We start from the raw sequence: 14867 nt of genomic DNA, 5'->3' as shown, positions 1-14867 counted from the left end.
GCGTGGGGTCCTGGTACCCCGCGCCCCCTTTCCCTTTCAGTGGTGCAGCGCCTCCGCGCCCTCCGGCACGTGGGACGTGACGACCCGCCCCGCCGGCCAAGTCGCCCGGCGCCGGTCCACGGCGTACGCCACGCCCGCCACACCGAGTCCCAGCACCGCCAGTGCCGCTCCGGCGAGCGCGGGGGACGTCGTACCGAAGCCCGCCGCGAGGGCCAGGCCGCCGATCCAGGCGCCGCCGGCGTTCGCCAGGTTGAAGGCCGCCTGGTTGGCGGAGGAGGCCAGGGACGGGGCCGCGGCGGCCTTCTCCATGACCATCAGCTGGAGCGGGGAGCCGGTGACGAAGGCGGCCATGCCCAGCAGGGCCACCGCCAGGGCCGCGCTCCACTCCGCCCGCATCAGCACCGGGAAGAGCAGCAGGACGAGTCCCAGCGAGGCCAGGCCGCCGAACAGCGTCCCGCGCAGCGCATGGTCCGCCAGCCGGCCGCCCAGCAGGTTGCCCGCCGTCGCGCCCACGCCGAACAGCGCGAGCAGCAGTGTCACGTTCGAATCGGCGTAGCCCGCCGCGTCCGTCAGCATCGGGGTGACGTAGCTGTAGGCCGCGAAGAGCGCGCCGAAGCCCGCCACCGTCGTACCGAGCGCCAGCCAGACCGGCAGGGACCGCAGCGCGGCCAGTTCGCCGCGCAGGCCGGCCGACGCGGCGGCGTGCGCCCGGTCGTGCGGGATCAGCAGGGCCAGCGACGCGATCGCCGCCAGGCCGATCAGGCTCACCCCCAGGAAGGTCGCACGCCAGCCGAGGTGCTGGCCGACCAGCGTCGCCACCGGCACACCCGCGATGTTGGCCACGGTCAGGCCGAGGAACATCAGGGAGACCGAGCGGGCCTTGCGCTCCGGCGGGACCATCCCCGTGGCGACGACCGCGCCCACGCCGAAGAAGGCGCCGTGCGGCAGGCCGCTGAGGAAGCGCGCGGCGAGCAGGGAGCCGTCGCCGGGGGCGAACGCCGACAGGGCGTTGCCCGCGACGAACAGCGCCATCAGGGCGATGAGGACCGTGCGGCGGGACATCCGGGCCGTCACGGCGGCCAGCAGCGGGGCACCGATGACGACACCCAGCGCGTAGGCCGAGACCAGGTGCCCTGCGGCGGGGATCGAGATGTGCAGGTCGTCCGCGACGTCGGGGAGCAGCCCCATCATCACGAACTCGGTCGTGCCTATACCGAAAGCGCCGACGGCCAGGGCGAGCAGGGCCAGGGGCATGAAGGGCCTGTGCCTTTCAACGTAAGGGAGCGGAGTTCCGTGTCAGCCTATGTTCAGCATCGGAACAAAGCCTCTCAGGCCCGGTATTCCCCAGGGTTACGACGACGTGTCCAGCTTCACACGGGCGGCCACCGGCAGGTGGTCGCTGCCGGTGCGCGGCAGCGTCCAGGAGCTCTCGGGCTCCACGCCCCGGACCATGATCTGGTCGATCCGCGCCATCGGGAACGACGCCGGCCAGCTGAACCCGAAGCCGCTGCCCGCCGCGCCCTGCGTGGAGCGCATCTGGGAGGTGACGGCGTTGAGGGAACGGTCGTTCATCGTGCCGTTCAGGTCGCCGAGCAGGACGACCCGCTTCAGGGGCTCGGCGGCGATGGCCTCGCCGAGCGCGTCGGCGCTCTTGTCCCGCTGCCGGGCGGTGAAACCGGCCTCCACCTTCACCCGCACCGAGGGCATGTGGGCGACGTACACGGCGACCGGCCCCTCGGGGGTGGTGACCGTGGCCCGCATGGCCCGCTTCCAGCCGAGCTTGATGTCGACGGCCTGCGTGTCGGTCATCGGGTACCTGCTCCACAGGCCGACCGTGCCGACGACCGCGTGGTACTTGTACGTCGGCGCGAGCGCCCTCTCGTAGACGGCGACGGCCGTGCCGGGGATCTCCTCCAGGGCCAGGACGTCGGCGCCGGAGGAGGCGACGTCACGGGCGGTCACGGCGGGGTCCGGGTTGTCGGCGTTGACGTTGTGGGTCGCCACCATCAGGTCGCCGCCCGAACCCGACTTGTCGCTGAGCAGCCCGCCGAAGAGGTTCAGCCACACGATCGCCGGGAGCAGTACGGCGACGAGCGCCGTCGCCGACTTCCGCAGGAGGCCGAGGAGCAGCAGGACCGGGATGGCGAAGCCCAGCCAGGGCAGAAACGTCTCGGTCAGGCTGCCGAGGTTGCCCACCCGGTTCGGGATGCGCGAGTGCAGCAGCATCACCAGGGCCAGCAGCAGGGCCAGCACGGCCAGGACGATGCCCCGGCGCCAGATGCCCGGATCCCCGCGCCAGCCCGCGAGCAGGCGGTGCAACAGGCGCCGAAGCCGCGATCCCGGTCGCTCGGGCCCCGAGCCGCCGTCCGCCGTCTCCGCCATGTATGCCTGCTGCGCCATACCGTCTGCCTCACTGCCTGCCGTGCACACCGTCGTTCCCCCGTGCTCTTCCGACCCTAGGGGATGATCGGCTCCGTTCCCGCCGTCCCATGACGGCCGTACGGAAGACGAGGACGAACGGGCCGGGGCGGGGAGTTCCGCCTACCCCCGGGACACGTGAGGTCTGTGACGAAATGCGCACATGAGTGCTACGAGGCTGTCGACCTGACGGGCCGTAGGCCCTCCAGGACCGTGTCGACGATCTGCTCCGCCAGGCCCTCGGGCAGCTCGGCGTCCGGGCGCAGCACGGCCCGGGTGAGCATGGGGCCGACGAGCATGTCGTTGGCCAGTTCCAGGTCGACGTCGGTGCGCAGCTCGCCGTCGCGCTGCCCGCGGCGCAGCACTTCCAGGCCGAGGGCGCGCCGCGGCGCCACGACGTTCGCGTGGTACGCGGCCCAGATCCTGGGACTGCTCTTCATCTGGGCGTGGGCGTTGTGCAGCATCGCCGACGTCCGGCTGGCCAGGCCGCGCTGGCGCAGGTTCTCCAGCAGGACGACGAGGTCGTCGCGCATGCAGACACCGGGGAGTTCGGGGTCGGCGGGCTCGACGGCACGCACGACGTCGATGAACAGCTCCTCCTTGCCGCTCCAGCGGCGGTAGATGGTGGCCTTGCCGACCCCGGCGGTGCGGGCGATGCGCTCGACGGAGAGTTCGGCGAGGGACACGCCGTCCTCCAGGAGCTTCATCACGCCCTCGATGATGGCGCGTTCCACGGCCTCGCTGCGGGGCCTGCCCCGTACGGGGCCGTCCGGGCGCGGCCGGCTTTCGGCAAGGCTCACGTCGATCCGTCCTCTCACTGTGCTGCGGGAATTGTCCCGCAGCCGCCTCCTTCCCCCGTGGAGCCGTGGTCCGCGTCAGTCCGCGGCCGCGACCAATTCCGTTTCCTTCTCGTCCCCTTGCGCGGCGGGCGGCCTGCCCGGCAGGAACAGGGCCGTGACCACGGCGCCGATGAGCGCGACGCCCACTCCGCACAGCGCGGTGACGTGCATGGCGTGCAGGAACGCGTCGTCGGCGGGCGTGACCAGGGCCTCGCCCCGCGGGCCCAGCTTGTCGGCGATGCCCAGGGTGGCCTCGATGGACTCGGCGGCCTTGTCGCGCAGGGCGGGCGGCAGCACGCCGAGCTTGCCCTCGATGCCGTTGCGGTAGGACGTGGCCAGCACCGAGCCGAGGACGGCGATGCCGAGCGCGCCGCCGACCTGGCGGAAGGTGTTGCTGAGCGCCGAGGCGGAGCCGGCCTTCTCACGCGGCAGCGCCTGCATGATGACGACCGAGGTCGGCGTCATGATGTGCGCCATGCCGGTGCCCATGAGGAAGAAGACGACCTCAAGCAGCCAGATCGGCGTGTCGGCCTCGAAGGTGGCGAACATGGCCAGCGTCGCCGCGATCAGCACCAGACCGGCGGTGGTGGTGGCCTTGTTGCCGAACCGGTCGACCAGCAGCCGGGCGCGCGGCGCGAAGATCAGCTGGGCGGCGGCGAGCGGCAGCATCAGCACACCGGACTCCAGCGGGGAGTAGCCGCGCACGCTCTGGGTGTAGAAGACACCGAAGAACGTGACGCCCATCAGCGCGAAGAAGACCAGCGCGATGGCGCTCATGGCGGCCGAGAACACCTTGTTCTTGAAGTAGGTGACGTCGAGCGACGGGTGGTCGCTGCGCTTCTCGAAGACGACGAAACCGGCCAGCACGACGAGACCGGCGATGATCGTCGCCAGCACCTTCGGGTCGGTGAAGTCGGCGAGCTCGCCGCCCTTGATGATGCCGTAGACCAGCAGGACGAGGCCCACGACGGACAGGACCACGCCGACCGGGTCCAGGCGGCCCGGCCGGGGGTCGCGGGAGTCGGGCACCAGCCAGGTCATCAGGACCAGCGCGACGACCACGATCGGCACGTTGACGAAGAAGACCGAGCCCCACCAGAAGTGGTCGAGGAGGGCGCCGCCGGTGATCGGCCCGATGGCGATGGCGAGGCCGACGCCGCCGGCCCAGATGCCGATGGCCTTGGGCTGCTCCTCACGCTCGAAGACGTTCATCAGGACGGCGAGGGTGGCCGGCATGACGAAGGCGGCGCCGAGGGCCATCAGGGCGCGGTAGGCGATCAGCTGGCCCGGCGAGCCGGACTCGGCGGCCAGCATCGAGCCGATGCCGAACACGGCGATGCCGCCGAGCAGCACCTTCTTGCGGCCGAGGCGGTCGCCGATGAGGCCGGCGGTGAACAGCAGGCCGGCGAAGACGAGGGTGTAGGCGTTGATCGCCCACTCGATCTGGCCCTGGGTGGCACCGAGGCCCGTCGGCGCGGGGCTGGAGATGGTCTTGATGGCGACGTTCAGGATCGAGTTGTCGAGCACCACGATGAGCAGGCTCAGCATCAGCACGCCGAGGATCGCCCAGCGGCGCCGGTGCACCGCTTCGGGTATCCGGGAGGCAGGGACAGGACTTGTCATGTGTCCGACCCTACGGCCTTTTCGATACGGAACGGTCTCGTATCTTACTTCTTTACCAAGGCCTTACACGCCAGCCCTGTACGGCCGCCTCCGGCCATGGGCGGGGATCACAAGCTGCCCCTCTGGTCCTGGCTGGCACGAGGTGCCACCATGGAGTCGATCCGGGGACGCCGTCAGGGCGCCTCGAGATGACTGAAGGAGCCGTTGCCATGACGCAGCTTTCGGCTGCCCAGAACAAACCTTCCGACGGCAGCAAGGCGCTGTACGGGGGGAAGGGCACCCGCCGCATCACCGTCCGCGACATCACGCTCGCCAAGGAGCGGGGCGAGAAGTGGCCCATGCTCACCGCCTACGACGCGATGACCGCGTCCGTCTTCGACGAGGCCGGGATCCCGGTGATCCTGGTCGGCGACTCGGCGGGCAACTGCCACCTCGGGTACGAGTCGACCGTGCCCGTCACCCTCGACGAGATGACGATGCTGTCGGCGGCCGTGGTCCGCGGCACACAGCGCGCCCTGATCGTCGGCGACCTCCCCTTCGGCTCCTACCAGGAGGGTCCGGTGCAGGCGCTGCGCTCCGCGACCCGGCTGGTGAAGGACGCCGGGGTCGGCGCGGTCAAGCTGGAGGGCGGCGAGCGCTCGCACGAGCAGATCCGGCTGCTGGTGGAGTCCGGCATCCCGGTCATGGCCCACATCGGGCTGACCCCGCAGTCCGTCAACGCGATGGGCTACCGCGTCCAGGGACGCGGCGAGGAGGCGGCGCAGCAGCTGCTGCGGGACGCGAAGGCGGTCCAGGACGCGGGAGCGTTCGCGGTCGTGCTGGAGCTGGTGCCGGCGGAGCTGGCCGCCGAGGTGACGCGGGTACTGCACATCCCGACGGTGGGGATCGGCGCCGGTCCGGAGACGGACGCCCAGGTGCTGGTCTGGACCGACATGCTGGGGCTGACCTCCGGCCGGGTCCCGAAGTTCGTCAAGAAGTACGCCGCCCTGCGTGAGGTCATGGGCGACGCGGTGAAGTCGTTCGCCGAGGAGGTCGTCTCCGGAGCGTTCCCGCTGGAGGAGCACTCCGTCCACTGAGCCACTGCGGCAACACCCCGGCAGCCCCGCTGATCGTCCCCCGTCAGCGGGGCTGCCCCTTTCTGCGCCTGAGCCGACGCCGCTCTCGCGGAGGGGGTTGCTCACCGTCGTGGTCGCTCAATCGGTGGTCACGGTGGTCGTCGGGAGGTTGTCGGCGGCTGTCGGCGGGCTGTCGGTGGTTTGTCGGTGGGCGCTGGCACCGTCTTCCCCATGACGCGAATCGATGACACCCCCGTCGGCGCAAGCCACGCAGTGACGGTACGGGGACTGGTCAAGCACTACGGCGAGACCAAGGCGCTGGACGGTGTCGACCTGGACGTGCGCGAGGGCACCGTGATGGGCGTGCTCGGTCCGAACGGCGCCGGCAAGACCACCCTCGTACGGATCCTGTCCACCCTGATCACCCCGGACGCGGGCCGGGCCACCGTGGCCGGCTACGACGTCGTACGGCAGCCCAGGCAGCTGCGCCGGGTCATAGGGCTCACCGGGCAGTACGCCTCCGTCGACGAGAAGCTGCCCGGCTGGGAGAACCTGTACATGATCGGCCGGCTGCTGGACCTGTCCCGCAAGGACGCCCGCGCCCGCGCCGACGAGCTGCTGGAGCGGTTCTCGCTGACGGAGGCGGCCAAGCGGCCGGCGAGCACGTACTCCGGCGGTATGCGGCGGCGGCTGGACCTCGCCGCCTCCATGATCGGCCGGCCCGCCGTGCTGTACCTCGACGAGCCGACCACCGGGCTCGACCCGCGTACCCGCAACGAGGTGTGGGACGAGGTCAAGGCGATGGTCGGCGACGGTGTCACCGTGCTGCTGACCACCCAGTACATGGAGGAGGCCGAGCAGCTGGCCTCCGAGCTGACCGTGGTGGACCGCGGCAAGGTCATCGCCACCGGCGGCATCGAGGAGCTGAAGGCCCGCGTCGGCGGGCGCACCCTCCGCGTCCGCCCGGTCGACCCGCTGCAGCTGCGCCCGCTCGCCGACATGCTGGACGAGCTGGGCATCACCGGGCTCGCGGCGACCACCGTGGACCCCGAGACCGGCACGCTGCTGGTGCCGATCCTCAGCGACGAGCAGCTGACGGCCGTGGTCGGCGCGGTCACCGCGCGCGGCATCACGATCTCCTCCATCACCACCGAACTGCCCAGCCTGGACGAGGTGTTCCTGTCCCTGACCGGCCATCGCGCCGGTGCCCCGCAGGACGCCACGCCCGCCGAAGCCCGCCAGGAGGTCGCCGTATGAGCGCCACCACCGTCACCGCCGCCACCGACGTCCGCATCCCGCTGCGCGGGCACCTGCGGCACACCGGGGCGCTCATCCGCCGCAATCTGCTCTGGATCCGCCAGGACCCGGAGTCGATGTTCGACGCGCTGTTCATGCCGATCGTCTTCACGCTGCTGTTCGTGTACGTCTTCGGCGGTTCGATCGGCCAGGCGCTGGGCGGCGGCCAGGAGCGGTATGTGCAGTACGTCATCCCCGGCATGATCGCGATGATGAGCATGACCCTGTCGCAGGGGGTCGGCACCGGCTTCAGCCAGGACTTCAACAGCGGCGTCATGGACCGGTTCCGCACGCTGCCGATCGGGCGCGGGTCCGTGCTGTTCGCGAAGATCGCCGTCGAGCTGGCGCGCATGCTGTTCGCCACGGCCGTACTGATGGTCGTCGCCGTCCTGGTCGGGTTCCACATCCACCACTGGGCGGGGCTGTTCGCGACCGTGGGCCTGTCCGCGCTGTTCGCCTCCTCGATCATGTGGGTGTTCCTCACCCTCGGCGTCATGCTGAAGAACGCGCAGTCCGTGCAGGGCGTGGGCTTCCTGGTGCTGTTCCCGCTGCAGTTCGGCTCGTCCATCTTCGCCCCGCCCACGTCGATGCCGGGCTGGCTGCGGCACTTCACCGACTACAACCCGCTGTCGACGCTCGCGGACGCGGCCCGTGGCCTCATGAACGGCGGTCCGGTCGCCCACGACCTGTGGATGACGGTGGGCTGGTCGGTGGCGCTCACCGCGGTGATGGCACCGATCGCCATCCACAAGTTCCGCACCAAGAGCTGAGCCGTGGCTCAGACCAGGGCGGTGGCCTCCGCGAGGGAGAGGCCACCGCCCTCGGCGTACGCGGTCCGGAAGACGGGCTCGTCCAGGGCCTGACGGATCCGGCCCTCGGTCAGGTCGTGGCACCGCCGCTCGACGCCGGAGAGGATGTGGCCGGCCGGCAGCAGGGCGTCGGCGGCGCCCAGGCAGCGGGCGGCGTCGACGGCGCGGCTGCCGCCGTCGGCTCCGGCGAGGGCCATCGCCGCGGTGTTGAGGCAGACGGAGTCCAGGTGCGGGGCGATGGTCTGGGTCAGCGGGTCGCGGGCGAGGCGCATCGCCCGCCGGCACCGGTCGAGCGCGGCCTCGGCCTGCCCGTCGAGAGCGTCCAGCCAGGCCTCCTGGCAGAGGATCATGGCGTCGAAGACGACGAAGTGCGAGATCTGGAACTCCTCGCGCAGCAGGCGCAGTTGCTCCCGCGCCTCGGGGACGCGACCGGTCAGGCCCAGCCAGCAGCCGAGGAAGAGCCGGGCGGCGGGCATCGCCTCGTTGAGGGAGCCCTCCTGGCTGGCGACGACGTCCCGGAGCAGTTGCTCGCCCGCCTCCGAGTCGCCCGCCTGCATGAGCACGCTGCCGAGGCGGGCGCGGAGCACGGCCATCTGGCCGCGGGCGCCGAGGCGTTCGGCGTGTTCGATGGCGGCCCGGTAGTCCTCGGCGGCGTCGCGGTAGGCGCCCTGGCGTTCACGGGCCTCGCCCCGGGCGGACAGCGCCTCCGCGATGCCCCAGGTGTCCCCGAGGCGGCGGAAGATCTCCAGCGACTCCTCGGCGTCGCGGGAGGCGTCGTCGGCCCATTCGGCGCGGTTGGCACGGAGGTTGGCGCGCATCTGCAGCGTCATGGCCAGTTCCCCCTCGAAACCGGGGGTGTCGCGGCAGGTCCGGACACAGGCGTCGATGACGGCCCACATCCGCTCGGGGCCGCCGGTCAGCATGACGGCGAAGAACCAGAGCAGGCCGGGCACCCGGCAGGTCTGCGGCAGCCCGGGCTCGTAGGTCTCCGCGATGGCGTGCAGCTTGGCCTGCGCCTCGGGCGTCTGCCACGTCTCCAGGTCGTGGTCCATGCAGGAGAGATGGGCGAGGTGGACGCCGCGCCGGGCCTCGGCGAGGATCTCGCCGGTGTACGGGGGCGGGGCGTCGGTGCAGCGCTGCCACAGCGGCCGGGCGGTCCGTACGGGCGCGGTGAAGGGGTCGGGGCCGAGCGCCATGACCTCCTCGCACCAGGTGCGGGTCTCGATGCGCTGGTCCCGCATCTGCCAGAAGACCACCAGGGACAGCACCAGGCACAGCGCCTCCTGCTCGTCGCCCGCGGCGACGGCGTGCCGCAGGGCGGTGCGCAGGTTCTCGTACTCCAGCTGGAACCGGTCGACCGCGGTGCGCTGCGCGCGGCCGCGCAGCAACGCGTCGGTGGTGCGGGCGAGTTCGCGGTAGTACGTCAGGTGGGCGCGCTCGGCGTCGGCGCGACGGCCGGTCTCGTCCAGCCGTTCGCCGGCGTACTCGGCGACGGTCTCCAGGAGCCGGTAGCGCATCCCGCCGTCGGCTGCCCCGCCGGGCAGCGGCGCAGCCACCACCAGGGACTTGTCGACCAGGGAGCCGAGGGCGTCCAGGGCGACGGGGCCGCACACGGCCTCGGCGGCGGCCAGGTCGCAGCCGCCGGCGAAGACGGACAGCCGGGCGAGGACGTCCCGTTCGTCGGCGTCCAGCAGCTCCCAGGACCAGTCCACGACGGCCCGCAGGGTCTGCTGGCGGGGCAGCACGGTACGGCTGCCGGAGGTGAGCAGCCGGAAGCGGTCGTCGAGGCGGTCGGCTATCTGACGCGGGGTGAGCATCCGCAGCCGGGCCGCGGCGAGTTCGATCGCGAGGGGCAGTCCGTCGAGCCGGCGGCAGATCTCGGCGCCGGCCCCGGGATCGTCGGAGACGCGGAATCCGGGGCGGGCCGCGGCGCCCCGGTCGGCCAGCAGCCGCAGCGCGACCGGCTCGGGGAGCGGCTCCACCGGGCGCAGCACCTCCCCCGGCACACCGAGGGGCTCGCGGCTGGTGGCGAGGACGGTCAGGCCGGGGCAGCGGGCCAGCAGCCGCTCGGTGAGGCGGGCGGCGGACTCGACGACGTGCTCGCAGTTGTCGAGCACGATCAGCATCCGGCGCCGCGCGCAGTGCTCCACGAGCCGTTCGACGGGGTCGTCGTGCCGGTCGGCGACCGCGCGCATGCTCTCCGCACCGGCGCCGTGCAGCACGGTCTCACGGGCGCCGATCGCGGTGAGCACGGCCTGCGGTACGGCGTCGGGGTCGTCCACGGGGGCCAGCTCGGCCAGCCACACCCCGTCCGGCTGGGTGTGCCGTACGGCGTCGGCGGCCTCCTGGGACAGCCGGGTCTTGCCGGCGCCGCCGGGCCCGAGCAGGGTGACCAGGCGGGCGGTGGCCAGATCGGCGCCGATGGCCTCGATGTCGGCTTCCCGGCCGACGAAGGACGTGAGCCGGGCGGGGAGGTTACCGAGGACCGGGCGCTCGGGCTCCGGCGCGGTCTCGGTGAGCAGCAGGTCGGCGTGCAGGGCGCGCAGTTCGGGGCCGGGGTCGGAGCCGAGCCGGTCCGCGAGCAGCCGCCGTACGTCCTCGTAGGCGGCCAGTGCCCGGGCGGGGCGGCCGGTGTCGCGCAGGGCGCGCAGCCGCAGCACCTGCAGCGGTTCGTCCAGCGGGTGGTCGTCGCACAGGGCGGTGAGCTCGGGCAGGGACCGCTCGGCGTGCCCGAGGGCGAGGGCGGCGGCGTGCCGGGCGCGCACGGCGTCCAGGCGGCGGGTCTCCCAGCGGGCCGCCTCGGCGGTGTGGTCGGGCAGGTCGGCGAGTGCGGGGCCGCGCCACAGGGCGAGGGCGTCGTCCAGGACGGCGGCGGCCTTGGCCGGGTCGCCGTCGGCGAGGGCGGCGAGGCCGTCGCCGGTCAGCCGCTCGAAGCGGGTGAGATCGACGTCGTCGGGGGCCGCGGTGAGCTGGTAGCCGCCGTCGGCGGAGGCGACGGCGTCCGCGCCGAGGGCACGGCGCAGCCGGCCGACGAGCGCCTGGAGCGCGCCGGCGGCGTCGGCGGGCGGCTCGGCGCCCCACACCTCGTCGACCAGTATGCCCACGGGCACGGTCCGCCCGGCCCGGAGCGCGAGCACGCCCAGCAGGGCACGCAGCCGCGCCCCGCCGACCGGGACGGCCGTACCGTCGGGGCGGAATACCTGGGTGGTGCCGAGCAGGCGATAGCGCACGGGGTCCATTGTCTCCGGGGGCTCGGGCGGCGTCAGGGCAGGTCGTCGCACTCGTCGTCCTCGATGCCGTCCGGGAGGTACGGGGCCTGCAGGACGTGCGTGGTGTCCGGGGCGTCCAGGGTGACGAGGGCGCCGCAGGTGCGGCGGACCCGGCCGAGGCCGTCCACCGGGTCGCGCTCGACCTCCCCGAACCACTTCGGGCAGCTGCCGACGGGCTCCAGCGTGACGGCTCCGGGCACCGGCTCCAGGCACCGTCCCATGCCCCGCAGGACGAGCCCCTCCCCCGCCTCCACGGGCGCGGGCCGGGGGTCGGGCAGGTGGAAGCTGTACTCCTGGTGGACGAGGTCGACGGCGTGCACCCGGCCGGTGGTGGGGTGGTCGGGGCCGCCGTGGTTCTCCACCCACGCCTCGGCGCCGTGTCCGTAGCCCTCCCGGACGTTTTCGGCGTCGTAGGCGACCAGCTTCCAGGCCACCTCGTCGCCCACCGCGAAGGGGGTGCCGCAACACCCCATCTGCCAGTCCTCGTAGAACACCCTCATCCGTGGCATCCCCCCAGGTTCCAGGAACCGGACGGCGAGCGCGAGACGTTTCCCCCAGGAGTGCGCGGCCGGTACGGTCGCACACCTGACCGTCCTCGTCCGCACAGGAGCCGCCGATGACCACCGCCACCACCCGCCGCGGCGAACGCCGAGTCAGCCCGGTGTTCGTCGGGATCCTGGCCGTGACGGCGGTGACGGGCTGGGCCACCTGGACCGGGTACGCGGCGCAGCCGGGCGTCGCGGTGTTCCTGTTCGTGACGGCGGCCTGGATCGTCTCGCTGTGCCTGCACGAGTACGCGCACGCGCGCACGGCCCTGCACAGCGGCGACATCACGGTCGGCGCCAAGGGGTATCTCACGCTGAACCCGCTGAAGTACACGCACGCGCTGCTGAGCATCGTGCTCCCGGTGCTCTTCGTGATCATGGGCGGGATCGGTCTGCCGGGCGGCGCGGTGTTCATCGAGCGCGGCCGGATCCGGGGCCGCTGGCGGCACAGCCTGGTCTCGGCGGCGGGCCCGCTGACGAACGTGCTGTTCGCGGCCGTGTGCACCGCGCCGTTCTGGCTGCACGCGCTGGACGGCGTGCCCGCGGACTTCCAGTACGCGCTGGCGTTCCTGGCCCTGCTCCAGGTGACGGCGGCGATCCTGAACTTCCTGCCTGTGCCGGGTCTGGACGGCTACGGCGTCATCGAGCCGTGGCTGTCGTACAAGCTGAAGCGCCAGGTGGAGCCGTTCGCGCCGTTCGGCCTGCTGTTCGTGTTCGCGCTGCTGTGGGTGCCGTCGGTCAACAGCGTGTTCTTCGACGTCATCGACGCCCTCCTGAAGCACCTGGGCGTGGGCGACTTCCCGCGCTACTGCGGCCAGGAGCTGTACCGCTTCTGGCAGGGCACGCCCGACATCTGCCAGGTCACCCCGTGACGGACCCGCCCCGCGCGGCGGCGGCCCGGCCGCGCTTGAGGTAGTACCAGGTCATGTTGGACGTCAGGCCCGCCAGCAGCACCCAGACGAGGCCCAGCCAGCTGCCCTGGACGAAGGAGACGACGGCGGCGGCCACGGAGAGGACGCAGACGACGAGGGCGTAGAGGGCGATGCGGGGCATGGGGTCGGCTCCGGATCCTGTCGGGGGACACTGCTGAGGTCACCAGTGTCCCCCATGGGGTCATACGTCCGTGACGCGGAGCCCGGCGTGGGCCTTGTAGCGGCGGTTGACGGAGATCAGGTTGGCGACCAGCGACTCGACCTGGTGGGCGTTGCGCAGCCGCCCGGCGAAGACGCCGCGCATCCCGGGGATGCGCCCGGCGAGGGCCTGCACGATCTCGACGTCGGCCCGCTCCTCGCCCAGCACCATCACATCGGTGTCGATCCGCTCGGTCTCCGGGTCCTGGAGCAGGACGGCCGACAGGTGGTGGAAGGCGGCGGTGACGCGGGAGTCCGGCAGCAGGGCGGCGGCCTGCTCGGCGGCGCTGCCCTCCTCCGGCCTGAGGGCGTAGGCGCCCTGCTTGTCGAAGCCGAGCGGGTTGACGCAGTCCACGACGAGCTTGCCGGCCAGCTCCTCGCGCAGGGACTTCAGCGTGTCGCCGTGGCCGTCCCACGGTACGGCGACGATCACGATGTCGCTGCGGCGCGCGGTCTCGGCGTTGTCGGCGCCCTCGACTCCGTGGCCGAGCTCCTCGGCGGCGGCCCGCGCGCGCTCGGCGGCACGGGAGCCGATGATCACCTTCTGGCCGGCGCGGGCGAGCCGGTGGGCCAGGCCCTTGCCCTGCGGTCCGGTGCCGCCGAGCACGCCGACGACGTACCCGGAGACGTCGGGCAGGTCCCAGGGGTCCTTGGCCGGGGCCTTGGCGGGGGTCTGTGCGCTGTCGGTAGAGGTCATGGGGCGACTCTACGTGCGTGGCGCGGGCGCCACCGGCTCAGGTGAGCCGGTCCACGGGCACCCGGCGGAAGGTGATCGTCTCGTAGGCGCCGAAGTCACCGGTCTCGTACAGCAGTCCCACCGTGTCGCGGTCGACGCGGACCAGGTCGGAGTAGGCGGCGGGCAGCCCGTCGACGGTGTGCGCCGTGCGCCAGGTGGCGCCGCCGTCGGCGGAGGCGCGGATCGTCATCAGGGCGCGGAAGGCGGGGTCGGCCGGGGCGGAGAAGAGCAGCAGATCCGGGTCGCGGAGCTGGAGGAGGGAGCCCTCGCAGACGGGGGCGGTCAGCCCGGCCTGCGGCCGGAACGGCTTGACCAGGCTCCGCCCGCCGTCCGCGGAGTGGGCGTCGGCCCGGTTGCCGGGGGAGGGTGAGTCGTTGCGGGTGTTGAAGTAGACGCGGCCGTCGGGGAGTTCGGCGGCGGTGGTCTCGTTGACGTTGATGTACCCGTCGGTGTTCTCGTCCAGGTAGCCGAGGTACCAGCTCTCGCCCCGGTCGTCGCTGAGCAGGCAGTGGCCGCTGTTGTAGCGCGGCTCTGCGCCGGTGTCGGTGCCGGTGGGCGGGAGGGTGTGGTTGGCGGGGACGAGAACACGGCCGCCGTGTCCGCCGCTGAGCTGGAGGGCGTGTCCGGGGGTGGTGGCGTACCAGCGCCAGCCGGGTTTCCTCACCTGCGCGGTGATCTCCCTCGGCGCGGACCAGGTCACGCCGTCGTCGTCGCTGTGCTGGACCCATACGCGCCGTCCGTCGGCGGCCTTGACCCTGCCGCGCAGGATGGCGTCCTCGGTGGCGGTGGCGGCGGCCCGGATGTGCACGAGCAGGATCCGGCCGGTGTCGAGGACGACGGGGGCGGGGTTTCCGGCGAGGTTCTGGCCGCCCCGCGCGGCGACCCGCAGCGGCCCCCAGGTACGGCCGCCGTCCTGGGACCGCTTGAGCACGATGTCGATCCGCCCGTGGTCGGCGGCGGAGTCCGCCCGGCCCTCGCAGAAGGCGAGCAGGGTGCCCTGGCGCGTGCACACGACGGCCGGGATCCGGAAGCAGGCGTAGCTCTCGTGTCCGGCGCGGAAGGGGACGGTGACGTCGGTCATCGGGCGGCTCCCGGGGAGGGCGGGGGGACGGTGAGGTGGTGTATGTCCCCGGAGCGGGCGAATTCC

The 14867-nt window shown here is 72.6% G+C and carries 13 protein-coding genes; 4 read left to right on the top strand and 9 right to left on the bottom strand.

The genetic code is table 11. From position 1 onward, the window contains the following. Positions 1-36: 36 nt before the first annotated feature. From IE244_RS04030 to IE244_RS04015, 4 genes are all read right to left on the bottom strand, one after another. A complete protein-coding gene (locus IE244_RS04030) occupies positions 37-1254 on the bottom strand; it encodes an MFS transporter (protein ID WP_191871192.1) in 1218 nt (405 codons plus the stop codon). A gap of 96 nt (positions 1255-1350) precedes the next feature. Next, the gene (locus IE244_RS04025; protein ID WP_191871191.1) at positions 1351-2400 is read right to left on the bottom strand and encodes an endonuclease/exonuclease/phosphatase family protein; all 1050 of its coding nucleotides are present in this window, start codon (positions 2398-2400) and stop codon (positions 1351-1353) included. A 188-nt stretch (positions 2401-2588) separates the two neighbouring features. After that, positions 2589-3218: a TetR/AcrR family transcriptional regulator gene (locus IE244_RS04020; RefSeq protein WP_191871190.1), complete on the bottom strand. Its 630-nt coding sequence runs from the start codon at positions 3216-3218 to the stop codon at positions 2589-2591. A 75-nt stretch (positions 3219-3293) separates the two neighbouring features. Then, positions 3294-4880, bottom strand: a complete 1587-nt coding sequence (locus IE244_RS04015; RefSeq protein WP_191871189.1) for an MFS transporter — start codon at positions 4878-4880, stop codon at positions 3294-3296. A 209-nt stretch (positions 4881-5089) separates the two neighbouring features. Here IE244_RS04015 and panB point away from each other — a divergent pair, with 209 nt between their 5' ends. The 3 genes from panB to IE244_RS04000 all read left to right on the top strand — a co-directional run bounded on the left by panB (position 5090) and on the right by IE244_RS04000 (position 8001). After that, positions 5090-5956: a 3-methyl-2-oxobutanoate hydroxymethyltransferase gene (panB, locus tag IE244_RS04010; RefSeq protein ID WP_031171201.1), complete on the top strand. Its 867-nt coding sequence runs from the start codon at positions 5090-5092 to the stop codon at positions 5954-5956. 210 nt (positions 5957-6166) lie between these two features. After that, complete coding sequence (locus IE244_RS04005) at positions 6167-7192, top strand: ATP-binding cassette domain-containing protein (RefSeq protein WP_191871188.1); 1026 nt, start codon at positions 6167-6169, stop codon at positions 7190-7192. Continuing rightward, positions 7189-8001 carry an ABC transporter permease gene (locus tag IE244_RS04000; protein ID WP_191871187.1) on the top strand — a complete coding sequence of 271 codons (813 nt, stop codon included), beginning with the start codon at positions 7189-7191 and terminating at the stop codon, positions 7999-8001. Before IE244_RS04005 ends, IE244_RS04000 begins: the two co-directional genes overlap by 4 nt. Before the next feature lie 8 nt (positions 8002-8009). Here IE244_RS04000 and IE244_RS03995 read toward each other — a convergent pair whose 3' ends face one another. Both IE244_RS03995 and IE244_RS03990 read right to left on the bottom strand, forming a co-directional pair. Further along, positions 8010-11279, bottom strand: a complete 3270-nt coding sequence (locus IE244_RS03995) for an AfsR/SARP family transcriptional regulator (protein WP_191871422.1) — start codon at positions 11277-11279, stop codon at positions 8010-8012. 23 nt (positions 11280-11302) lie between these two features. Then, positions 11303-11809 (bottom strand): DUF6578 domain-containing protein, encoded by a 507-nt coding sequence (locus tag IE244_RS03990; protein WP_191871186.1) that lies wholly within the window; start codon positions 11807-11809, stop codon positions 11303-11305. 116 nt (positions 11810-11925) lie between these two features. On the opposite strand from IE244_RS03990, the gene IE244_RS03985 reads away from it, so the two are divergent. Then, positions 11926-12726 (top strand): site-2 protease family protein, encoded by an 801-nt coding sequence (locus tag IE244_RS03985; RefSeq protein ID WP_191871185.1) that lies wholly within the window; start codon positions 11926-11928, stop codon positions 12724-12726. Here IE244_RS03985 and IE244_RS03980 read toward each other — a convergent pair. The 3 genes from IE244_RS03980 to IE244_RS03970 are packed head-to-tail and all read right to left on the bottom strand — an operon-like array spanning position 12716 to position 14801. Further along, positions 12716-12907 carry a hypothetical protein gene (locus IE244_RS03980; RefSeq protein ID WP_191871184.1) on the bottom strand — a complete coding sequence of 64 codons (192 nt, stop codon included), beginning with the start codon at positions 12905-12907 and terminating at the stop codon, positions 12716-12718. The genes IE244_RS03985 and IE244_RS03980 overlap by 11 nt on opposite strands. A gap of 60 nt (positions 12908-12967) precedes the next feature. Next, positions 12968-13681: an NADPH-dependent F420 reductase gene (gene npdG / locus IE244_RS03975; RefSeq protein WP_191871183.1), complete on the bottom strand. Its 714-nt coding sequence runs from the start codon at positions 13679-13681 to the stop codon at positions 12968-12970. 37 nt (positions 13682-13718) lie between these two features. After that, entirely contained in the window at positions 13719-14801 is a 1083-nt protein-coding gene (locus tag IE244_RS03970; protein ID WP_191871182.1) for a sialidase family protein, read from the bottom strand. Positions 14802-14867 lie beyond the last annotated feature (66 nt).

The organism is Streptomyces filipinensis, assembly GCF_014649495.1.
Taxonomy (GTDB): domain Bacteria; phylum Actinomycetota; class Actinomycetes; order Streptomycetales; family Streptomycetaceae; genus Streptomyces; species Streptomyces filipinensis.
The sequence above is the reverse complement of the archived record's forward strand: the minus strand, read 5'-3'. Positions and strand labels throughout refer to the sequence as shown.